The organism is Kitasatospora sp. GAS204B, from assembly GCF_029892155.1.
Classification (GTDB): domain Bacteria; phylum Actinomycetota; class Actinomycetes; order Streptomycetales; family Streptomycetaceae; genus Kitasatospora.
Genome location: NZ_JARZAG010000013.1, coordinates 107,076 through 126,842 on the forward strand (window position 1 = coordinate 107,076; position 19,767 = coordinate 126,842).

26 protein-coding genes are annotated in these 19,767 nt (G+C 71.3%); 17 read left to right on the forward strand and 9 right to left on the reverse strand.

What is annotated here, in order from left to right:
- Nucleotides 1-31: 31 nt before the first annotated feature.
- Nucleotides 32-1,714, reverse strand: a complete 1,683-nt coding sequence (gene paaN, locus P3T41_RS19435; protein ID WP_280691221.1) for a phenylacetic acid degradation protein PaaN — start codon at nucleotides 1,712-1,714, stop codon at nucleotides 32-34.
- A 123-nt stretch (nucleotides 1,715-1,837) separates the two neighbouring features.
- Between paaN and P3T41_RS19440 the strand changes: the two genes are divergently transcribed.
- The gene (locus P3T41_RS19440; protein WP_280691222.1) at nucleotides 1,838-2,428 is read left to right on the forward strand and encodes a TetR/AcrR family transcriptional regulator; all 591 of its coding nucleotides are present in this window, start codon (nucleotides 1,838-1,840) and stop codon (nucleotides 2,426-2,428) included.
- Between the two features lie 27 nt (nucleotides 2,429-2,455).
- On the opposite strand, the gene P3T41_RS19445 is transcribed toward P3T41_RS19440, so the two are convergent.
- Nucleotides 2,456-2,980: an Lrp/AsnC family transcriptional regulator gene (locus tag P3T41_RS19445; protein ID WP_280691223.1), complete on the reverse strand. Its 525-nt coding sequence runs from the start codon at nucleotides 2,978-2,980 to the stop codon at nucleotides 2,456-2,458.
- Nucleotides 2,981-3,173: 193 nt separating this feature from the next.
- On the opposite strand from P3T41_RS19445, the gene pdhA reads away from it, so the two are divergent.
- From pdhA to P3T41_RS19485, 8 genes are all read left to right on the forward strand, one after another.
- Nucleotides 3,174-4,307 (forward strand): pyruvate dehydrogenase (acetyl-transferring) E1 component subunit alpha, encoded by a 1,134-nt coding sequence (pdhA, locus tag P3T41_RS19450; protein WP_280691224.1) that lies wholly within the window; start codon nucleotides 3,174-3,176, stop codon nucleotides 4,305-4,307.
- Between the two features lie 38 nt (nucleotides 4,308-4,345).
- Nucleotides 4,346-5,308, forward strand: coding sequence for an alpha-ketoacid dehydrogenase subunit beta (locus P3T41_RS19455; RefSeq protein ID WP_280691333.1), 963 nt, complete (start codon nucleotides 4,346-4,348; stop codon nucleotides 5,306-5,308).
- Between the two features lie 5 nt (nucleotides 5,309-5,313).
- Complete coding sequence (locus P3T41_RS19460) at nucleotides 5,314-6,585, forward strand: dihydrolipoamide acetyltransferase family protein (protein ID WP_280691225.1); 1,272 nt, start codon at nucleotides 5,314-5,316, stop codon at nucleotides 6,583-6,585.
- A 201-nt stretch (nucleotides 6,586-6,786) separates the two neighbouring features.
- Nucleotides 6,787-7,014, forward strand: a complete 228-nt coding sequence (locus P3T41_RS19465; RefSeq protein WP_280691226.1) for a hypothetical protein — start codon at nucleotides 6,787-6,789, stop codon at nucleotides 7,012-7,014.
- A gap of 43 nt (nucleotides 7,015-7,057) precedes the next feature.
- Nucleotides 7,058-7,504, forward strand: coding sequence for a DUF6879 family protein (locus tag P3T41_RS19470; RefSeq protein ID WP_280691227.1), 447 nt, complete (start codon nucleotides 7,058-7,060; stop codon nucleotides 7,502-7,504).
- A gap of 6 nt (nucleotides 7,505-7,510) precedes the next feature.
- Nucleotides 7,511-8,371, forward strand: coding sequence for a helix-turn-helix transcriptional regulator (locus P3T41_RS19475; protein WP_280691228.1), 861 nt, complete (start codon nucleotides 7,511-7,513; stop codon nucleotides 8,369-8,371).
- A 106-nt stretch (nucleotides 8,372-8,477) separates the two neighbouring features.
- Nucleotides 8,478-8,660 (forward strand): hypothetical protein, encoded by a 183-nt coding sequence (locus tag P3T41_RS19480; protein ID WP_280691229.1) that lies wholly within the window; start codon nucleotides 8,478-8,480, stop codon nucleotides 8,658-8,660.
- A 254-nt stretch (nucleotides 8,661-8,914) separates the two neighbouring features.
- On the forward strand, nucleotides 8,915-9,481 hold the full coding sequence (locus P3T41_RS19485; protein WP_280691230.1) for a hypothetical protein: 567 nt from the start codon (nucleotides 8,915-8,917) through the stop codon (nucleotides 9,479-9,481).
- Here P3T41_RS19485 and P3T41_RS19490 read toward each other — a convergent pair.
- The 4 genes from P3T41_RS19490 to P3T41_RS19505 are packed head-to-tail and all read right to left on the reverse strand — an operon-like array spanning nucleotide 9,478 to nucleotide 10,389.
- Nucleotides 9,478-9,639 carry a hypothetical protein gene (locus P3T41_RS19490; RefSeq protein WP_280691231.1) on the reverse strand — a complete coding sequence of 54 codons (162 nt, stop codon included), beginning with the start codon at nucleotides 9,637-9,639 and terminating at the stop codon, nucleotides 9,478-9,480. The genes P3T41_RS19485 and P3T41_RS19490 overlap by 4 nt on opposite strands.
- Nucleotides 9,636-9,875 carry a hypothetical protein gene (locus P3T41_RS19495; RefSeq protein WP_280691232.1) on the reverse strand — a complete coding sequence of 80 codons (240 nt, stop codon included), beginning with the start codon at nucleotides 9,873-9,875 and terminating at the stop codon, nucleotides 9,636-9,638. The genes P3T41_RS19490 and P3T41_RS19495 overlap by 4 nt, the downstream gene beginning before the upstream one ends.
- The gene (locus tag P3T41_RS19500) at nucleotides 9,863-9,991 is read right to left on the reverse strand and encodes a hypothetical protein (RefSeq protein WP_280691233.1); all 129 of its coding nucleotides are present in this window, start codon (nucleotides 9,989-9,991) and stop codon (nucleotides 9,863-9,865) included. The genes P3T41_RS19495 and P3T41_RS19500 overlap by 13 nt, the downstream gene beginning before the upstream one ends.
- On the reverse strand, nucleotides 9,988-10,389 hold the full coding sequence (locus P3T41_RS19505) for an ATP-binding protein (RefSeq protein WP_280691234.1): 402 nt from the start codon (nucleotides 10,387-10,389) through the stop codon (nucleotides 9,988-9,990). Before P3T41_RS19505 ends, P3T41_RS19500 begins: the two co-directional genes overlap by 4 nt.
- 292 nt (nucleotides 10,390-10,681) lie before the next feature.
- Between P3T41_RS19505 and P3T41_RS19510 the strand changes: the two genes are divergently transcribed.
- The 3 genes from P3T41_RS19510 to P3T41_RS19520 all read left to right on the forward strand — a co-directional run bounded on the left by P3T41_RS19510 (nucleotide 10,682) and on the right by P3T41_RS19520 (nucleotide 13,535).
- Entirely contained in the window at nucleotides 10,682-11,548 is an 867-nt protein-coding gene (locus tag P3T41_RS19510) for a helix-turn-helix transcriptional regulator (protein WP_280691235.1), read from the forward strand.
- A complete protein-coding gene (locus P3T41_RS19515) occupies nucleotides 11,541-11,744 on the forward strand; it encodes a DUF397 domain-containing protein (protein WP_280691236.1) in 204 nt (67 codons plus the stop codon). Before P3T41_RS19510 ends, P3T41_RS19515 begins: the two co-directional genes overlap by 8 nt.
- Nucleotides 11,745-12,005: 261 nt before the next feature.
- A complete protein-coding gene (locus P3T41_RS19520; RefSeq protein ID WP_280691237.1) occupies nucleotides 12,006-13,535 on the forward strand; it encodes a globin domain-containing protein in 1,530 nt (509 codons plus the stop codon).
- A gap of 28 nt (nucleotides 13,536-13,563) precedes the next feature.
- Here P3T41_RS19520 and P3T41_RS19525 read toward each other — a convergent pair whose 3' ends face one another.
- Nucleotides 13,564-14,100 (reverse strand): NUDIX hydrolase, encoded by a 537-nt coding sequence (locus P3T41_RS19525; protein WP_280691238.1) that lies wholly within the window; start codon nucleotides 14,098-14,100, stop codon nucleotides 13,564-13,566.
- A 120-nt stretch (nucleotides 14,101-14,220) separates the two neighbouring features.
- Complete coding sequence (locus P3T41_RS19530; RefSeq protein ID WP_280691239.1) at nucleotides 14,221-14,598, reverse strand: phage holin family protein; 378 nt, start codon at nucleotides 14,596-14,598, stop codon at nucleotides 14,221-14,223.
- Between the two features lie 58 nt (nucleotides 14,599-14,656).
- On the opposite strand from P3T41_RS19530, the gene P3T41_RS19535 reads away from it, so the two are divergent.
- From P3T41_RS19535 to P3T41_RS19555, 5 genes are all read left to right on the forward strand, one after another.
- Nucleotides 14,657-14,974, forward strand: coding sequence for a cupin domain-containing protein (locus P3T41_RS19535; protein ID WP_280691240.1), 318 nt, complete (start codon nucleotides 14,657-14,659; stop codon nucleotides 14,972-14,974).
- Nucleotides 14,975-15,011: 37 nt separating this feature from the next.
- Entirely contained in the window at nucleotides 15,012-15,683 is a 672-nt protein-coding gene (gene tenA / locus P3T41_RS19540) for a thiaminase II (protein WP_280691241.1), read from the forward strand.
- A gap of 187 nt (nucleotides 15,684-15,870) precedes the next feature.
- Nucleotides 15,871-16,071, forward strand: a complete 201-nt coding sequence (locus tag P3T41_RS19545; RefSeq protein WP_280691242.1) for a DUF5326 family protein — start codon at nucleotides 15,871-15,873, stop codon at nucleotides 16,069-16,071.
- A gap of 194 nt (nucleotides 16,072-16,265) precedes the next feature.
- Nucleotides 16,266-16,964 carry a VC0807 family protein gene (locus P3T41_RS19550; protein ID WP_280691243.1) on the forward strand — a complete coding sequence of 233 codons (699 nt, stop codon included), beginning with the start codon at nucleotides 16,266-16,268 and terminating at the stop codon, nucleotides 16,962-16,964.
- Nucleotides 16,965-16,996: 32 nt separating this feature from the next.
- Complete coding sequence (locus tag P3T41_RS19555) at nucleotides 16,997-18,007, forward strand: hypothetical protein (RefSeq protein WP_280691244.1); 1,011 nt, start codon at nucleotides 16,997-16,999, stop codon at nucleotides 18,005-18,007.
- A 69-nt stretch (nucleotides 18,008-18,076) separates the two neighbouring features.
- Here the strand turns inward: P3T41_RS19555 and P3T41_RS19560 are convergent, their stop codons facing one another.
- The gene (locus P3T41_RS19560) at nucleotides 18,077-19,564 is read right to left on the reverse strand and encodes a flotillin family protein (RefSeq protein ID WP_280691245.1); all 1,488 of its coding nucleotides are present in this window, start codon (nucleotides 19,562-19,564) and stop codon (nucleotides 18,077-18,079) included.
- Nucleotides 19,565-19,767 lie beyond the last annotated feature (203 nt).

A 19,767-nucleotide genomic window follows, 5' to 3' on the forward strand; every position in this document is an offset into this window, starting at 1 on the left:
GCCGGCCGACCCGCGGCCGACCGGCCGGTGCTCAGGCCTGGCGGCGGATCTCCACCGTGCGGAAGCGGTTGGCGACGAAGGCCGCGTCCGTGTAGGCGGCGTTGGCGGCCGGGTTGGCGCCGGTGCCGTGCAGGTCGGAGAAGGCGGCGGTCTGGTTCGGGTAGACGCCGCCGGTGAGGTTGAGCGAGAGGCAGACGCCGGTGTCCAGGCAGGCCCGGACCAGCTGCTGCTCGACCTCGGGGGCGGTGGTGTAGCCGGTGGCGGTCATCGCGCCCTGCTCGGTGACGGTCTGGCGCAGCAGTTCCACGGCGTCGGCGGTGGAGTCGACGGCGACGGCGAAGAAGACCGGGCCGAAGCACTCGTCGAGGAAGACCGCACGGTCGTCCGGCTTGTGCGCCTCCACCTTGACCAGCGCGGGGGTGCGGATCGTGGCGCCCGGGAACTCGGCCGACTCCACCACCCGGGGAGCCAGCGCCAGGTCGCCGTACTCGCCGCTCGCGGCGGCGGCACTGCGCTGCAGCACGGCGGGGTTGACCACGGCACCCAGGATCGCGGCGGCCCGGGCGTCGTCGCCGAGCAGGCCCTCGATCGAGCGGGCCAGGTCGGCCACCACCTCGTCGTAGGACTTCGGGCCCTGGTCGGTCCCGATGCCGGTGCGGGGGATCAGCAGGTTCTGCGGGGTGGTGCACATCTGGCCGGTGTAGAGCGAGAGGGCGAAGGCGAGGTTGCCCAGCATCCCCTTGTAATCGTCCGTGGAGTCGATCACCACGGTGTTGACGCCGGCCTTCTCGGTGTAGACCAGGGCCTGCTTGGCGTTCTGCTCCAGCCAGTCGCCGAACTCGGTCGACCCGGTGTAGTCGATGATCCGGACGTCCGGGTGCAGCGCCAGCGTCTTGGCGATGCCCTCGCGGTCGCGCTCGGCGGCCAGGGTGACCAGGTTGGCGTCGAACCCGGCCTCGACGAGCACCTCGCGGGCGATCCGCACGGTGAGCGCGAGCGGCAGCACGGCGCGCGGGTGCGGCTTGACCACCACCGGGTTGCCGGTGGCCAGGGAGGCGAAGAGTCCCGGGTAGCCGTTCCAGGTCGGGAAGGTGTTGCAGCCGATCACCAGCGCGGTGCCGCGCGGGACGGTGATGAACTCCTTGCGCAGCACCAGCGGGTCGCGCTTGCCCTGCGGCTTGGTCCAGCCGGCCTCGGCGGGCAGCTTGGCCTGCTCGGCGTAGGCGTAGGCGACGGCCTCCAGGCCCCGGTCCTGGGCGTGCGGGCCGCCGGCCTGGAAGGCCATCGCGTAGGCCTGCCCGGTGGTGTGCATGACGGCCTGGGCCATCTCGTGCGAGCGGGCGTTGATCCGGGCCAGGATCTCCAGGCAGACGGCGGCGCGAGCCGCCGGGGAGGCGGCGGCCCAGCCGGTGCCGGCCTCCTTGGCGGCGGCGAGCAGCGCATCCAACTCGGCGCGCGGGTAGACGATGTCCAGCTCGATGCCGTAGGGCGAGACCTCGGTGCCGACCAGGTCGCCGGCCGCCGGGTGGCCCGGTAGCGCGAAGGTGGCGCCGAGCAGTGCCTCGAAGGCGGCCTTGCCCTCGGCCGGGGCGCTCTCGCCGTAGGCCTTGGCGATCTCGGGGTACGGGGACCAGTAGTCCCGCTCGGTGAGCGCGGTGAGCGCCCGGTTCAGGGTCTCCTGGTGACGCTCGATCAGTTCGTCGACGGCGGCCATACGGCGCTCCTCGCGGGGAGAGGACTGGGCTGACGCTCCTCAGCGTAACCGAACGATCGGTCGGGGGAACAGAGCCGGCCGCCCCGGGCTCGGCCGGATCGGCTCGACCGGGATACTCGGAGCATGGCCGAGAACCCGCTGCGCACCACCTACACCGTCGACTCCCTGCTCGCCGTCACCGTCGAGGTCTTCAACACCCGCGGCTACGACGGCACCTCGATGGAGGACCTGTCGCGGGCGGCCGGGATCTCCAAGTCCTCGATCTACCACCACGTGCGCGGCAAGGAGGAACTGCTGCGGCTGGCGGTCGGGCGGGCGCTGGACGGGCTGTTCGGGATCCTGGACGAGCCGGCCGCGCTGGCGGGGCGCCCGGTGGACCGCCTGGAGCACGTGGTGCGACGCACCACCGAGGTGCTGCTGGCCGAGCTGCCCTACGTGACGCTGCTGCTGCGGGTGCGCGGCAACACCGGGACCGAGCTGTGGGCGCTGGAGCGGCGGCGGGACTTCGACCACCGGGTGGCGGAACTGGTCCGGGAGGCGGTGACGGCCGGCGAGCTGCGGGCCGACGTGGAGCCGCGGCTGGCCACCCGGCTGCTCTTCGGCATGATCAACTCAATCGTGGAGTGGTACCGCCCGACCGGCGCCGGCGGCCCGAACGCCGACGGCGTGCCGGACGCCGTGGTCCACCTGGCCTTCGACGGCCTGCGCGCCTGATCCGGCTGCGGGGCGAGCGCCGGGAGCTCAGGCCGGCGGCACCCGGTCGGTCTCCTCGAAGACCAGCAGCGTCTGCGTCGACAGCACGTCGGGGATGCTCTGGATGCTGCCCAGCACCAGCTCCCGCAGCGCCCGGTTGTCGGCCGTGTGCACCAGCAGCAGCACGTCGAACTCGCCGCCCACCAGCGCGATGTGCGCCACTCCCGGCAGGTCGAGCAGCTGCTCGCGCACGGTCCGCCAGGAGTTCTGCACGATCTTCAGCGTGACGTACGCGCAGGCGCCCTGCCCGGCCCGTTCGTGGTCGACCCGGGCGGTGAAACCGCGGATCACACCGTCCTCCATCATCCGGGCGATCCGGGCGTAGGCGTTGGCGCGCGAGACGTGCACCCGCTCGGCGACCGAGCGGATCGAGGCCCGGCCGTCCTGCTGGAGCAGCCGCAGGATCGAGCGGTCCACCCGGTCCAGCCCCCGGTCGGGACCGCCGTTCACCACACCGGCCGGAGTGGGCTGAGGTCTGCTCCCGCCCGACCCGGCCATTTGTTCAGCGCCCATGGCCCCGAGCCCTCCCAAGATGGACGTGCTGCTTTCAGCAGACTGCCGTAGCGGCCGATTGTCCAGCACCTTCGCTCGGCTGTGGCCACAATGAGTAGACAACCGAACAATCGGTTGGGAGGCAACACCCCACCTGCCGCTGCCCTGCCCCCGACAGCGCGGCCCCGCCCTCCCCACCCCTTGGAGGTGCCTGATGACCGTCCTCGACCACCGGCCCACCGCGCCCGTGCCCCCGTGGCTGCCCGGCGCGACCGACCCCCGGACCGACCCCGCGCCCCTCCTGCCGGACCACACCCCGGTCCGCGTGCTCGGCACCCCCGAGCTGGCCAAGCACGACCCCGAGCTGCTCCGCGACCTCTACCGCCGGCTGGTGATCGGCCGCCGCTACAACCAGCAGGCGACCACGCTCACCAAGCAGGGCCGGCTCGCCGTCTACCCCTCCTCCACCGGCCAGGAGGCCTGCGAGGTGGCCGCCGCCACCGTGTTGCGGCCCCAGGACTGGCTCTTCCCCAGCTACCGGGACACGCTGGCCGTGGTCGGCCGCGGCGTCGACCCGCTGGCCGCGCTCACCCTGCTGCGCGGCAGCGCGCACACCGGGTACGACCCGGTCGCCACCCGCACCGCCCCGCTCTGCACCCCGCTCGCCACCCAGGCCCCGCACGCGGTGGGCCTGGCGCACGCCGCCCGGCTGCGCGGCGAGGACGTGATCGCGCTGGCGATGCTCGGCGACGGCGGCACCAGCGAGGGCGACTTCCACGAGGCGCTGAACTTCGCGGCCGTGCTGAACGCCCCGGTGGTCTTCCTGGTGCAGAACAACGGGTACGCCATCTCGGTCCCGCTGACCAAGCAGTCCGCGGCGCCGAGCCTGGCGCACAAGGCGGTCGGCTACGGCCTGCCGGGGCGGCTGGTGGACGGCAACGACGTGGTGGCGGTGCACGAGGTGCTCTCCGAGGCGTTCGACCGGGCCAGGAACGGCGGCGGTCCGACGCTGGTGGAGGCGCTGACCTACCGGCTCGACGCGCACACCAACGCCGACGACGCGACCCGCTACCGGGTCTCGGCGGAGGTGGAGGCCTGGCGCGAGCACGACCCGGTGACCCTGATGGAGCGTCACCTGCGCGAGGCCGGGGTGCTGGACGACGCGCTGGTCGCGCGGGCGGCCGAGCAGGCCGAGGCGCTGGCGGCCACCATGCGCGCCGAGTTCCACGCCGAGCCGCAGCTCGACCCGCACAGTCTGTTCCAGCACGTCTACGCCGAGCCTACGCCGCAACTGCGCGAGCAGGCCGACCAGTTGGCCGCCGAGCTGGCTGCGGAGGCGGGAGCGTGAGCACAGTGACCACCGAGCCGTCGGTGCGCACCAGCACCATGGCGCAGGCGCTCAACGCCGCGCTGCGCGACGAGATGCGGGCCGATCCGACGGTCCATCTGCTGGGCGAGGACGTCGGCACGCTGGGCGGCGTCTTCCGGATCACCGACGGCCTGGCGGCCGAGTTCGGCGCGGACCGCTGCCTGGACACCCCGCTCGCCGAGGCGGGCATCCTGGGCACCGCGGTCGGCATGGCGATGTACGGGCTGCGGCCGGTGGTGGAGATGCAGTTCGACGCCTTCGCCTACCCGGCGATGGAGCAACTCGTCTCGCACGTCGCCAAGATGCGCAACCGCACGGCCGGCAAGCTGGCGCTGCCGATCACCGTCCGGATCCCCTACGGCGGCGGGATCGGCGGGGTCGAGCACCACAGCGACTCCTCCGAGTCGTACTACGCGAGCACCCCGGGCCTGCACGTGGTCACCCCGGCCACCGTGGACGACGCCTACGGGCTGCTGCGCGCCTCGATCGCCTCCGACGACCCGGTGATCTTCCTGGAGCCCAAGCGGCTCTACTGGTCCAAGGCCGAGCTGAACACCGCCGCCGCCACCGAGCCGATCGGGCGGGCGGTGCTGCGCCGCCAGGGCGGCTCGGCAGTGCTGATCACCTACGGTCCCTCGCTACCCGTCTGCCTGGAGGCCGCCGAGGCCGCGAAGGCCGAGGGCTGGGACCTCGCGGTGCTCGACCTGCGCAGCCTGGTGCCGTTCGACGACGCCACGGTCGCCCAGGTGGTCCGCTCGGTGGGCCGCGCGGTGGTGGTGCACGAGTCGACCGGCTTCGGCGGGGTCGGCGCCGAGATCGCCGCCCGGGTCACCGAGCGCTGCTTCCACCACCTGGCCGCGCCCGTGCTGCGGGTGACCGGCTTCGACATCCCGTTCCCGCCGCCGATGCTGGAGCACCACCACCTGCCCGGGGTGGACCGGATCCTGGACGCGGTCGCCAAGCTGCAGTGGGAGGACTGAGCGTGATGCCCATCGTGCGCGAGTTCACCCTGCCCGACCTCGGCGAGGGACTGACCGGGGCCGAGGTGGTGCGCTGGCTGGTGGAGGTCGGCGACGTGATCGCCGTCGACCAGCCGGTGGTCGAGGTGGAGACCGCCAAGGCGATGGTGGAGGTGCCCTGCCCGTACGGCGGGGTGGTCACCGCGCGGTACGGCGAGGTCGGCGAGGAGCGGGCGGTGGGGCAGCCGCTGGTCACCGTGGCCGTCGCGCCGGAGCCGGGGACGGACGTCCCCGACCCGGGCACCGCCGAGAACGAGCGGCCGCTGGTCGGCTTCGGCGTGGCGGAGGGCGGCAAGGGCTCGCGGCGCCGCCGGGTGGGCGTGACCGGCGTCCGCACCGTCGAGGCGCCGCCCGCACCGCCCGTCCGCAGCGCAGTCGCGGTCATCTCCCCGCTGGTGCGCAAGCTGGCCCGCGAGCACGGGGTCGACCTGGCCACCCTGACCGGCAGCGGCCCGGACGGCCTGATCATGCGCGCCGACGTGGAGCGTGCGCTCCGGCCGGTCGCCGCCCCGGCACCGGCCGCGGTGTCGGCGGACGCGGAGGTCGTCCCGCTGCGCGGCCTGCGCCGCACGGTCGCCGAGAAGCTCACCCGCAGCCACCACGAGATCCCGGCGGTCACCGTCTGGGTGGACGCGGACGCGACCGAACTGCTCGCCGTGCGCGCCCAGATGAACCAGGCACCGGGCGCCCCGAAGGTCAGCCTGCTCGCACTGTTCGCCCGGATCTGCGTGGCCGCACTGGCCCGCCACCCCGAGCTCAACGCCAGCGTCGACCTGGACGCGAACGGCGCGCCCGCCGCGCTGCGCCGGCACACCGCCGTCCACCTGGGCTTCGCCGCGCAGAGCGAGCGCGGCCTGGTGGTCCCGGTGGTGCGCGCCGCCCAGCAGCTGACCACCGAGCAACTCGGAGCCGAGCTGGGCCGGTTGACAGCTTCCGCGCGCGCCGGCTCGCTCACCCCGGCCGAGCTGACCGGCGGCACCTTCACGCTCAACAACTACGGCGTCTTCGGCGTCGACGGCTCCACCCCGATCCTCAACCACCCGGAGGCGGCGATGCTCGGGGTGGGCCGGATCACGGCCAAACCATGGGTCCACGAAGGTGAGTTGGCGGTCCGCCAAGTGACCCAGCTGTCGTTCACCTTCGACCACCGGGTCTGCGACGGCGGCACGGCGGGCGGGTTCCTGCGCTTCGTCGCGGACTGCGTGGAACGGCCGGGGATGCTGCTGCGGCAGGTCTGAGCAGCGGGCGACGCTGAGCAAGGCTGCGGCGGTGCTTCACGATGACCGCCGTGGCCAGGCCGAGGAGGGATCTCCCGACCTGGGGGATCTCGACCTCCGCTGGTCCCGTGCTGGCAAGTTCGGGCAAGTTCGGAGTTCTGAGCCCACAACCACGGCAAGCTGTGTCACAGCGCTCGACTCCGCAGCCGAAGGAGACGCACGATGGCACTGCACAGGCTCGGGCAGGACCCCGAGAGTCGCGACGGCAACTCGCCTACCGTCTACTACGACGACGTCACCGGCAACTACCTGCTGCAAGGGTGGAAGGTGCTTGACGAGGAGCGGCTGTCGCAGCTGGACATCCCGGACCATGAGGATGTCATCGAGTTCCCGCGCCGCATGATGAAGTTCTTCCCGGAGGTCAACCACGGTGCCGACGCCGACAGTTGAACAGTTGCTCAGGGCTGCGACCAGGAGCGCCAAGCACCTTGAGATGCGCGACGGATACATGCTCGACGATCCGAGCTTCATCACCTGGCAGCGAGAGAAGCGGGTAGAGCTGGACGCTGGGAGCCAGGCGTGGCGCGCGGCAGTCTCGGATGCCACGCACCGAGGAGTCCGGGTGCAGCGCGCCCGCGTCTTCTCGACGCCCGCCAGCGACTACCTGCGCTTCGAGTACGAGTACACGACGTCGCTCAACCAGCCTGCCGGCGAGGACGTCCGATGGCTTCCGCGACGGCAGGGCACCGCCATCGCTCTGCCGGGGAACGACTTCTGGCTGTTCGATGATGAGACCCTCCTCGTTCTTCACTTCGCGGGCAACGGGGACTGGGAAGGCACCGAGATCGACACGCGACCGGCAGCCGTCAACCTGTGCCGGAACGCATTCGAGGAAGTCTGGCGACAAGCCGTGCCGCACGAGGACTACAGCATCATCTGACGAACCGTGACCGCCCAAACGCCAGCAGTCCAGCAGCGCCGACTCGACCTCGGAAAACGGCTGGGAGAGATCAGGAGAGACGCACGCCTCACAGCGCGGGAGCTTGCCTCTCGCGCTGGTTGGCATGAGTCCAAGTGCTCCAATATCCAGAGCGGACGCAGGCTCCCCAGCAGCGACGACATCCGCGCGTGGGCAGCCATTTGCGGTGTTCCCGACCAAGCCGACGACCTGATCGCCGCCGCCCACGGCATCGAAGGCATGTACGTCGAATGGCGCCGCGCCGCACGGACCGGTGCCCGCCACATTCAGTACACGGCGGTACCGCTCTTCAAGGGCACCCGGCACTTCCGCATCTATGAGCCCGGCGTCATTCCTGGGCTCCTCCAGACAAGGGCTTACGCTGCGGCCATCCTCAGCACGTCCGTACGCCGCTTGGCTTCGGGTGCCGACATCGAAGCGGAGATCGAGGCGGCGGTCGACGGCAGGCTGCAGAAGCAGGAAGTGCTGTACGACGGCAGTGAGCGGCGCTTCGCCTTCCTGATCGAGGAGTCCGCTCTGCGCTCCCGCGTGGCGGATGACGAGACCATGGCTGCCCAGTACGGCCATCTCCTCCAGGTGGCCGCGCTACCGCATGTCAGCCTCGGCGTCATCCCGTCCAACGTTCGGCGCGCGTTGTGGCCGGTCGAAGGCTTCTGGATCTTCGACCAGGCGCGTGTCGTCGTCGAGATCGTCACGGCCGAGGTCACCATCACCCAGCCCAGCGAGGTGCGGCAGTACGCCCGCACCTTCGCCCAGCTCGGGCAGTTCGCTGTCTACGGAGCTGCTCTCCGGTCCGTTATGACCACCGCGATCGACTCGCTGGGCTGAACCTCCGGGCAAACCAGGGCAAGTTCCTGGAGACGCTGTTGCCCTGGCTCCTACCTTCCTACTGGGGACAGTCCCAACTGCCAGCAGGGAGTGGATTGCTGTGACCGTGAGCACCCGAACCATGAAGACGGTCAGCGCCGAGGAGATGGCCGCGATCCGAGCCGAGTACCTCGCCGCACAGGCAGCTCGCCTCGCGCGCGGTACGCACGAGCTGGTCAACACCGCGTGGTGCGACTGTCCGAAGCACCAGTTGTACGAAGGAGGACACGATCGTGACATCTCCCACTGAGAGGCCGCCGGGCCCCATGCCGCCGGACGGCGACACCACCGACCCCGACCGCGACGAGTAGGAGCAAGAGGAACGACTCATGAGCACCGCCACGATGAAGCACAAGGGCGACGCGAAGCCGCCGCCGAAGCACGCGGGCAAGCCCGCGCCGGAGAACCCCAACCCGCCGCAGAAGTAGCGGCTCAGCTGACAGGGCGGCAGGCCTCTCGCGCGCGTCGCGAGGGGCCTGCCCCCACTTTCATGGGAGAGCGGCGATGGATGACCGACTTGTGATCGCGTACAGCACGCGGCACTTCTCCGAGACGGACTGGACGCTGAGGGCGGACCGCTGGACGGCGTCCTTCTACGAGAATGAGCCGGCCAAGGTGTTCGGGACCGCCGTGATCACCCGTGTTGTTCCCGGTGCGGTCCCGAACATCCGGGAGGTGCTGGACGCCGACCCGGGCGTTCTCGACCGCATCCCGCAGGTGATCTTCACTGAGGACGGCAGGATGCCCCCTGCCGTGGCTGAGCTGCAGCCCTCGCTGCTGCTCCTGCTGGAGTCGGTCGAGGTCTCCGACGAATGGCGCGGGAAGGGCGTGGGGATGCGCCTGGCCGTCGAAGCCCTGCGCCGCTTCTCTGTGCCTGGGACGCTGGCAGTGTGCTACCCGGCCCCCGTCCATCCGCAGCACGGCCCCGGAGAGGTCTGCTCGTACGAGTCCGATGACCCTGAGGTTCGGCGGCCGGACGAGGAGGCCGTTGCGAAGCTCCGGCGCGCCTGGGAGGGGCATGGCTTCTCCCTGCTCGACGACGGCGTGTACGTCCGCCGGATGGAACCCTAGCTAGTCGCAGGGGGTGGGCCCGGCGGGGTGGTGGTGTCCTCGCCGGGCCTGGTCAGCCGGAGTGAGGTGACGACTCCGAGGGCGACGCCGGCGATCGCGAGCGCGAAGCAGATCGCCAGGGCCGCGATGATCAGGGCGTCCTCGGTGCTGGGCCTCACCGGCGGATGCCGATGAGGCGCTGGCCGAGCCGGGCGGCCAGGTCCTGGAGCAGGTGGTCGGCCTGCTGGTGGGTGAGGGCGAGGGCGAGTTGTTCGCCGGGGCCGACGTGGATGTCGAGGTCGACGGCGGCCCGGAGCTGGATGGCGGCGTCGGGCGCGGACTCGACGTCGAGGTGGGCGACGGTGGTCCGCTCGACGTGGGGCGGGGCGCTGCCGAGGACGATCAAGACTCCCACGAGCTGCCCTCCGCTTCCGCCTCGTTGATCAGGGTGCTGACGGTGAGCTGGGCGTCGGTGCAGTCGCGCGTGGTGGGGTTGGCCGGCGCGATCGGCGCGCGGCGGACGGCGGTCATGCGGCCGAGTCCAGCTCGAACCAGACGCGCTTGCCTCCGTGCTTGTGCGGGGCGGCGCCGAACCGGTGGGTGAGCGAGCGGACCAGGTGCAGCCCCCTGCCGGACAGCTCGTACGGGTCGGCGGTGCGGGTGCGCTGCTCGGGCAGGGCTGGGCTGTCGTCGGCGACGGAGACCCGGAGCGTGCGGAAGGCCTGATCGGCGAGGAGCACGACCACAACGACGGGCGCGAGGCTGCCCCCGTGCTTCCAGGCGTTGACGAAGAGCTCGTGCAAGGCGAGTTCGGCGTCGTGGATCAGGTCGGAGGACCACTCGGCGGTGGTCAGCAGGTCGCGCAGCTCCTCCCGGGCAGCGGACCAGTCGGGCGGCTGGGGGAAGGTGGGCAGGGTGCAGGAACGCATGGGGAACCTCCGCGAGGCGGTGGGGTGGTGAGGTGATCGGCGGATGCGTCGCCGTGAGCCAGGCCAGGACGGGACTGGTTGAGGTCGCGTGTGGCTGCTCTGCGGTGCGGGGCAGCATGCGCCTACTGCCCTGGTGACAGGCGTTACTGACGATCCGTCGGATCGGTATGGCAACGACCATAGCGCACAGGGTCCCAAATTTGTGCCGCGCATCACGAGGTTCATCCGATCGTGGATGGCGCGGTGCTGGGCGTGCGGCAGACTGCTCTCAACCAGCTGTTGAGAGGAGACCATGGCCCTTCGAACCAACCCGACGCTCCGTCAGCGCCGACTTGGCACCGAGCTGCGGCGGATGCGGGAGCAGGCTGGCCTCGGAGGCAGCCAGCTCGCACGCCAACTCGGCATCAACCCTGCCCACGTCACGCAGATGGAGAGCGGCAAGACGGGGCTCAGCGTGGAGCGCTTGTACACCATTGCCGGAATGTGCATGTGCGACAACCAGCCCTTGCTCGAAGCGTTGGCCGATGTCATCGCTGATCGGGGCAAAGGTGGCTGGTGGGAGGAGTATCGAGGTGTCCTTCCGGTCGACTACCTGGAGGTGGCAGAACTGGAAGGCCACGCGAAGAGGATCGCAAGCTTCGCCATGGTCTACATCCCGGGGCTGCTGCAGACGCGTTCCTATGCCAGTGCGCTGTTCGCAAGAGGACCCCTGCCGTTGCTACCGCAAGAGGTCGACCTCAGGACCACGTTCCGCCTGCGTAGGCAGCAGGTGGTTCGATCCGGTGGCACACCGTACCTGGCGCTCGTGCACGAGGCCGCTCTACGCGGCCAGTACGGTGGGCGTGATGTGCTCATCGGTCAGCTTGCCTCGCTTGTCGAAGACTACGAGCACCCAGGAATCTCCATCCGGATCGTGCCGTTCGAGGTGGCCGACTTCCCGATCCCAAGTGAGGATCTCACCCATCTGACCGGGCCTGTCCCAGAACTGGACACAGTTCAGGCCGATGCGTCCTACGGGTCCCACGTCTTTGATCTGCCCGCTCACCTGAGTCGCTACCGTGCGACCCTTGAGCACATCAGATCTGTTGCCCTGTCAGAAGATGAATCGCGATCCTTCATTCGCTCGATCATGGAAGAGATGCAGAACAGGCATGACTAGTTCAGCGTGGCAGAAGTCCAGCTACAGCGCTGCCAACAACCAGTGCGTAGAAGTCCGCACTGCAGACGACCTGGTCGAACTCCGCGAGTCCGACGAGGGTGACGTCATCGTCCGCACCACCCCCACCAAGTTCGCCAAGTTCCTCCAGGGCGTCAAGGACGGCGAGTTCGACCACTTCGCCAGCCCCTCCAACTGACCCACTGACGATCCCGCTCTTGTGGGACCCCTGCCTTCCGAAGGCCGCAGATCTGCGCGAAAGTGCAGGTCGGCGGCCTTCTTCCCGCTGCGCGCAGACCACAACGGAGTGGGCCCACCGGCCTCCCGGTATGCAAAGGGCGCGAGCTTAGCGCGCGGACGGGGCGTCCGTCCGGCGTTTGCGCGATTTGTCGGATCAGCTTTTCGGCCGTGCCACGCTGCATGCGGCGTTGCTGGGACGACCGGAGGCGAAACGATTCTCTTGAGTACGCGTCAAGTCAAAGTGAAGTCGCTCTCCGCGCTGCTGGTCCGCTCGGGGCATGGTTCGCCGGCGGCCACGGCGGTGCCGGGGATGTCCGCCGGCGAGGCACCCCCCGACCCGCCGGCGGGTCGGCCTGTGCTGCCGGTGGTGGTGCCGCCGATGCCCAGCGAACCCCCGGCGATCCCGGCACCCGTCGCCGAGACCCGGCCACCCGCCGAGCCGAGCCCGCTCCCCGACCCCCGCGCCGCCATCGAGCCCCGCCCCGCCATCGAGCCGCTGTTCCGCTGGGCCCCCGGCCTCAACTGGGCGGGCCCGGGCGACCACTGGAGCCAGGCCTGGGCCGTCGAGACGCTCGGCACCGCCGCCCCGCCACCGGCGCTCGCCCCCGCCGTCGCACCCGCCGCCCAACCCCCCACCCCGCGCGACCTGGAGCTGATCCGCGCCACCCTGGCCGTCGTCGAGCCGGTCGCCGACCGGGCCACCGCGCACTTCTACGCGCTGATCTTCCTCCACCACCCCGAGATCCGCTCGCTCTTCCCGGCCGGCATGGACGTGCAGCGCGACCGCCTCTTCCGGGCCCTGCTGCAGGCCGCCCGCAGCGCCGACGACCCCGCCTCGCTGACCGCCTACCTCACCCGGCTCGGCCAGGGACACCGCAAGTACGGCACGCTGACCGGCCACTACGCGCCGGTGGGCGAGTGCCTGGTGGCCTCGCTGGCGAGGTACTGCGGCAGCCACTGGGACGCCGAGACCGAGCTGGCCTGGCGCCGGGTCTACGGGGTGGTCGCCCAGCTGATGATCGACGCGGCCGAGCAGGCCGCCAAGACCTCGCCGCCCTGGTGGCAGGCGGAGGTGGTCTCCCACCAGAGCCTGGGCCGGGACATCGCCCAGCTCACCGTCCGCCCCGACCAGGCGTACCCGTACCGGGCCGGCCAGTACACCACCCTGGAGACGCCCTGGTGGCCGCGGGTCTGGCGGCACTTCTCGTTCGCCACCGCGCCGCGCCCGGACGGGCTGCTGACCTTCCACGTCAAGGCGCTGCAGGCGGGTTGGGTGAGCAGCGCGCTGGTCCGCCGGGCGGCGCCCGGGGACGTGCTGCGGCTCGGCCCGCCGGCCGGGACCATGGTGCTCGACCACGCCGATCCGGGGCGGCTGCTCTGCCTGGGCGGTGGCACCGGGATCGCGCCGATCGCGGCGCTGGTCGAGGAGGTGGCCGAGCACGGGGCCGCGGGCCGCCGGCTCGAGGTCTTCTACGGCGCCCGGCAGGCCGCGGAGCTCTACCAGCTGCCCGCCCTGCGGGAGTTGGAGCGGCGCCACCCGTGGCTCGCGGTGCACCCGGTGCTCTCCGAGGAGCGCACCGACGGCGCGCTGTGCGGGCTGCTCTCCGACGTGGTGGTGCAGCGCGGTCCGTGGGACGGCCACCGCGCGTTCCTCAGCGGCCCGCCCGCGATGGTCCGCCGGGCGGCCGCCGCGCTGACCCGCTCGGGCGTGCGGCCCGAGTGGGTGCACCACGACCTGGGCGCCGAGTAGCCAGAGCGGCCCGAGCAGCCCGAGCAGCTCAGCCCAGGTCGGCGGCGAGCATCGCCCGCACGCCCTCGATGTTGGCGGCCAGGTAGGCGCGCAGTGAGGGCGGCACCAGGTTGACCGAGGTGACGCCCTCGCGGGTGAAGGGCAGCCGGACGATCTCGTACTCGCCGCGCGGCTCGTCCACCTCGGGGCCGTGCCGCAGCGCCGGGTCCAGCTCGGCCAGCCGGCAGACGAAGAAGTGCTGCACCTTGACCCCGTGCGGGTGGGCCGGGGAGCCGTCCTCGTGGTGCGCGTGCGCGACGGTGTCCACGAAGGCCGGGACCACGTCGACCACCTTGCCGCCCAACTCCTCGTCCACCTCGCGGTGCAGGGCGTCGGTCACGCTGCGGTCGGCCGGCTCGACCCCGCCGCCCGGCGTGATCCAGTACGGGTGGCAGCCGGGCCTGGTGCGTTTGATCACGATCAGTTCGGCCGGACCGTGCCAGGGGTCGTCGGCCGACAGGTCGAGCAGGATCGCCCGCGCGGTGCGCTTGACCACGGGACGGGGGTGGGGAGTCACCTCGGCCACTCAGGTCACCTCCGGATGCCTGTTGTGCCTCAGCATCCCTCGGCCCGACGGGGACGAAACTCGCACGGACGGACGAACTGACCGCGCGCGGCCGGCCGGCCGGGTGCGGTCACCCCGTGCTCAGTCCTCGTCACCGACCGCCAGGTGCAGGCCCCAGGCGACCAGGCTGATGATCAGCGAACCGAGCAGCGCCGGCAGGAAGCCCTCGACGTGGAAGTCCAGCTTCAGCCGGTCGGAGGCGAACGAGGTGAGCCAGAGCATCAGCGCGTTGATCACGAAGGTGATCAGGCCCAGCGACAGGATGAAGAGCGGGAACGAGAAGAACTTCACCAGCGGCTTGATCAGCCAGTTCACCACGCCGAAGATCAGGGCGACGGCGATCACGGTCAGCGTCTTCTGCTGCCAGTCACCACCGGACAGGGTGATCCCGTTGACGATCCAGGCGGCCACCCAGATGGCGGCCGCGTTGATGAGGGTCTTGACCACGAAGTGCTTCATGCCCCGCATGGTCGCAGGCCAGGGCGGCCGCTGAAAAGCACCCGAGGAGGAGCAGCTGATGAAGGTCTTCCGGCTCGACGAGTTGGACCGGCACCGGGCCGAGGAGCAGGGCGCCTATCTGCGCTTCCTGAAGGAGCGCACCATGTCGGCCGGCCTGTACGCGCTGGCGCCCGGCGAGCTCGACACCCAGTCCGCCCACCAGCAGGACGAGCTGTACCAGGTGGTCAGCGGCCGGGCCTACCTGACCGTGGGCGAGGAGACCTGCACGGTGGCGCGCGGCACCGTGGTCTTCGTGCCGGCCGGGGTGCCGCACCGCTTCCACCACATCACCGAGGAGCTGCGGGTGTTGGTGGTCTTCTCACCGCCCGAGACGTGAACCCTGGCAGTCGTGGGCCGGACATAGGGTCGTGGGCATGACCCAGACCCTGACCGAGGAGCTGTGGGCCGAGACCGTCGCGCCCGTCTACGCCCAGATCCTCACCCACCCGTTCCTGGCCGGCCTGACCGACGGCACGCTGCCGCGCGCCTCGTTCCGGCACTTCGTCGTGCAGGACTCGCACTACCTGCGCGACTACGCCCGGGCCCTGGCCGGCTGCGCGGCCAAGGCACCAGGTGAGGCCGAGGTGCGGGCCTTCGCGGACGACGCGATCGGCGCGCTGGCCGCCGAGCAGGGAATGCACGCGGAGTTCCTGGAGGCCTTCGGGCAGAGCGCCGAAGCGGCCGCCGCCGAGCCGGTGCTGCCCACCACCCGGGCCTACACCAGCTACCTGCTGGCCGCCGTGCACGGCGGCTCCTTCGCCGAGGCGGTGGCCGCCGTGCTGCCCTGCTACTGGGTCTACGCCCGGGTCGGCGAGCAGTTGCTGGCCGCCTCCTCCCCGGACCCGCTCTACGCCCGGTGGATCGCGGTCTACGGCGACGAGGCCTTCCAGTCGGTGGTGCGCCGGGTGCTGGAGCTGACCGACCGGCTCGGCGAGCAGGTCTCGCCCACCGAGCGGCGCCGGATCCACGAGCACGTGCGCACCACCACCCGGTACGAGTGGATGTTCTGGGACGCTGCCTGGCGCGGCGAGCAGTGGCCCGTGTGAGCCCGGCAGCGTGGTTGTAGGAGGCCGATAAGGGCGACCCTGAGGTCCCTCCCTCAGGGCCGTATCCGGGTTCTCTCAGGGGCTTGAACCCTCGTTTCCGCTTCGGGGCCCTCGTACGATCGAAGTACCGAAAGCGGACGGGACGCGGCACCAAGGGCCGACCCGAAGGGGAAGAAGAGGTACGGACATGGCTGAGATCTGGAAGTCGCTGCCCTCCTGGGTTCGCAACATCGTCGTCCCGATCCTGGTGCTGATCATCGCGTTCAACGTGCTCGGAATCGTCTTCAGCGTGATCAGCTCGCTGGTCTGGTTCGCGGTCAAGGCCCTGGTGGTGGTCGGCATCGCAGCCGGAGTGGTGATCCTGGTCAAGCGGGCGGCCAAGGGCTGACCCGCAACGCCGCCTCCGCTCCGGCGCCCGTCCCTGCTCGGCAGGGAGCGGGCGCCGCGGCGTTTCGTGACAACCGACGGCCGCCGCCGTGACAGCTGTCATGCGGCACCGGCGACACAAGGCACTGACGGCGGATCAGCTCGGATCGGCAGAATCTCCCTTGTCACCAGGCAGGACAACGGGAGGAACGGGCCATGAGCGAGACCACCATCACCGAGGCGGCACCGGTCGGCAAGCAGCGCAGCCCACTGGCGAGCGCACTGCTGCCGCTGGTGGTGGACGTCGCGGTGCCGCTGGCGACCTACTACCTGGCGCACTCGGTCTTCGGTCTGAGCCTGGTCTCCGCGCTGATCGTCAGCAGCGTCGTGCCGGCCGTGCGCACCGTCTACGGGCTGGTCCAGGGACGGGCGGCTGGGGGCACCTCCCGGCCGAAGGCCGGGGGAGGGCTGGCCGGCCTGATGCTGCTGGTCAACGTGGCCGGCATCGTCACCACCTTCCTCACCGGCGACCCGCGGCTGATGATCGCCAAGGACGGCCTGGTGAGCAGCGCGATCGGCGTCGGGATCCTCTTCTCCGCGCTGCGTGGCAAGCCGCTGATGGCGGTGGGCCTGCGCCCCTTCCTGACCGGTGGGAAGCCCGCCCGGGAAGCCGCCTGGGACCGGCTGTGGGTCGAGTCGGCGGAGTTCCGGCGCTACGCGCTGAGGCACTCGGTGATCTGGGGCGGCGCGCTGATGCTGGAGTGCGTGGCCCGGGTGGTCGGCGCCTACACCCTGCCGCTGACCACCATGGTCTGGCTGCCCACCGTCTTCCTGATCGGCGCGATCGGGCTGGCCTCGGTGGTCTCCGGCCCGTGCACCGAGCGGATGAAGAAGCTCATCACCGAGCAGGCCTGACCAACCACCACACCGGAGCGAGGAGAGAGAGCATGCGCGGCAAGGGCATCAACTACGACACCGGCTTCGCTCCGGGCGGCGGGCTCTCCCGGGAGGAGTTCGACCCGGCCGTGGTGCGCGAGGAACTGCGGGTGATCGCCGAGGAGTTGCACTGCACCGCAGTGCGGATCAGCGGCGCCCATCCCGAACGGATGGAACTGGCGGCCGAGTTCGCCGCCGGGTACGGCCTGGAGGTGTGGTTCGCGCCGTTCCCCTGCGACCTGGCGGCCGAGGAGCTGCTGCCGTACTTCGCGGACAGCGCCCGCCGGGCCGAGCACATCCGGTCGCTGGGCGCCGAGGTGGTGCTGGTGCTGGGCTGCGAACTCTCGCTGTTCGCCGCCGGGTTCCTGCCCGGCGGCGAGTTCGGCGCCCGGCTGGCCGCGCTCGGCAGCACCGATCCGGCGGTGCGCGCGAGCCTCGGGAACGTGGGGTCCGAGCTCAACGCCTTCCTGGCCCGGGCCGCCGGGGTGGCCCGCGAGCACTTCCACGGACGGCTGAGCTACGCCTCGGGCGTCTGGGAGCGGATCGACTGGACCCCCTTCGACCTGGTCGGCGTGGACGCCTACCGGGACGCGGACAACGCCGGACGGTACCGGGAGCAGCTGCGGCACGAGTTCCGGCACGGAAAGCCGGTGGTGGTCACCGAGTTCGGCTGCTGCGCCTACCAGGGCGCCGGCGACCGGGGCGCCATGGGCTGGGCGATCACCGAGGACGACGCCGAGCAGCCCTACGTCACCGAGGAGTTGGTCCGGGACGAGGAGGAGCAGGTGCGCTACCTCCGGGAGCTGCTGGCGGTCTTCGAGGAGGAGGGCGTGGACAGCGCCTTCTGGTTCACCTTCGCCCACTACCGGGCGCCGCACCGCGAGGAGCCCCGCCACGACCTGGACCTCGGGTCCTACGGCGTGGTCGCGCTGCTGCCGCCCGAGGCGCCGCAGGCCCGGCCGGGGCTGGGCTGGCGGCCGAAGCGGGTCTTCGCGGCGCTGGCCGAGGCGTACCGGGTCTGAGCCGTCCGGCTCGGACCCGGCAGTGGCCCGCTCCGCCGGGGGCGGAGCGGGCCACTGCTCGGTTCCTGGTTACGCGCCCGGGTCGGCCTGGACCGGGATCGGGTGCGTGGTGGTGCCGGCGGCCGGCCTGGCCGGCCGGTCGGCCTCCTGCCCCGCCTCGGTGGCCGGGTTCATCGAGCCGAGCAGCTGGCGGGCGAGCCCGAGGCCGGTGCCGCCCATGGTGAGCGCCTTGGCGAACATCTCGCCCATCCCCTCGGCGCCGTTGAGCAGCACCATGTGCTCGACGTTGCCGAAGGCCTCGGCACCCGCCCGGACGATTTCCGGCCAGTTCTCCGCCAACTGCTGGGCGACCACGGCCTCCTGGTTCTCGGCCAGCGCGGCCGCCCGGGCCTTGATCGCCTCGGCCTCGGCCAGACCCAGCGCGCGGGCCGCCTCGGCCGTCGCCAGACCCTTGGCCTCGGCCGCCGCCGCCTCGGCCTGACCGGTCGCCTTGGTGGCCTCGGCGGAGGCGAGCCCCCGGGCCTTGGTCGCCTCGGCCTCGGCCTGCGCGGCGATCTTCACCCGGTTCGCCTCGGCCGCGGCCTTCAGCTCGGTCTCCCGGGCCTGCGCCTCGGCCGCCGAGATCCGCGCGTCGCGGTCGGCCTCGGCCTTGGTGCGGGTCTCGTAGGCGCGGGCGTCGGCCGGCTTGCGCACCTCGGCCTGCAACTGCTGCTCCTTGCGGTGACCCTCCAACTCGGCGACCTTGGTCTCCTGGACCACGACCTCCTGCCGGGAGGCGGCCTGGGCCAGCGGCCCGGCCTGCAGCGCCCGGGCCGCCGCGGTATCCATCTCCGCCTGGTAACCAGCCTGCTGGATCCCCGAGTTGCGGGTCGCCTCGGCCTTGCGGGCGAAAGCCTCCTGCTCCGCCTCGGTGGCCTCGCGGTCGGCCGCCGCGGCGGCGATGCGGGCATCGCGCTGGACGGCGGCGGCGTGCGGGGCGGCCAGGTTCTTGATGTAGCCGGTGGGGTCCAGGATCTCCTGGATCTGCAACGAGTCGATGATCAGACCGAGCTTCTCCATCTCGGTGCCCGAGGCGGCCCGGGTCTCACCGGTCAGCCGCTCGCGGTCCCGGATCATCTCCTCGACGGTCAGCCCGCCGACGATGGAGCGCAGGTGTCCGGCGAAGACGTTGTGGACCCGCTGGCCCATCATCTTCTGCTGGTCCAGGAAGCGTCGGGCGGCGTTGGCGATCGACACCGTGTCGTCGCCGACCTTGAAGATCACCACACCCTTGACCTGGACCGGAATCCCCTGGCTGGTCACGCACTCGACGTCCAGGTCGGCCTCGTTGAGGTCGAGCGAGAGCTTGCGGACCACCTGGATGCCAGGCGTGACGAGCGTCCCCCGCCCGGTCACCACCCGGAATCCGAGCCCGTCGGCGAGCCCCTCGGTGCGGTGCCTGGAACCGGAGATGATCAGTGCCTCATTCGGCTCGGCGACCCGCCAGCACAGCTTGAAGAGCACGATCAGGACCACGATGGCCGCGGCGACGATCCCCGCGATGGTGCCGATCAACATCGGCCGTATCCCCCTTCAGAGCACACCGCTCCGTGGCTGCGCTCGGTTGTGCAGGATTGCGCGGAACGCGGTGGCGAGTCGAGATTGTGCGCCTGTTTCGATCACATGGGAAGTCTGACGCGGCGTGTCCGACACACCTGTCACAGGTCGTCACCCGGCGTGGCCGGCGGCGGCCGGAAAGCGACGCAGTGTGGCGCCCGACC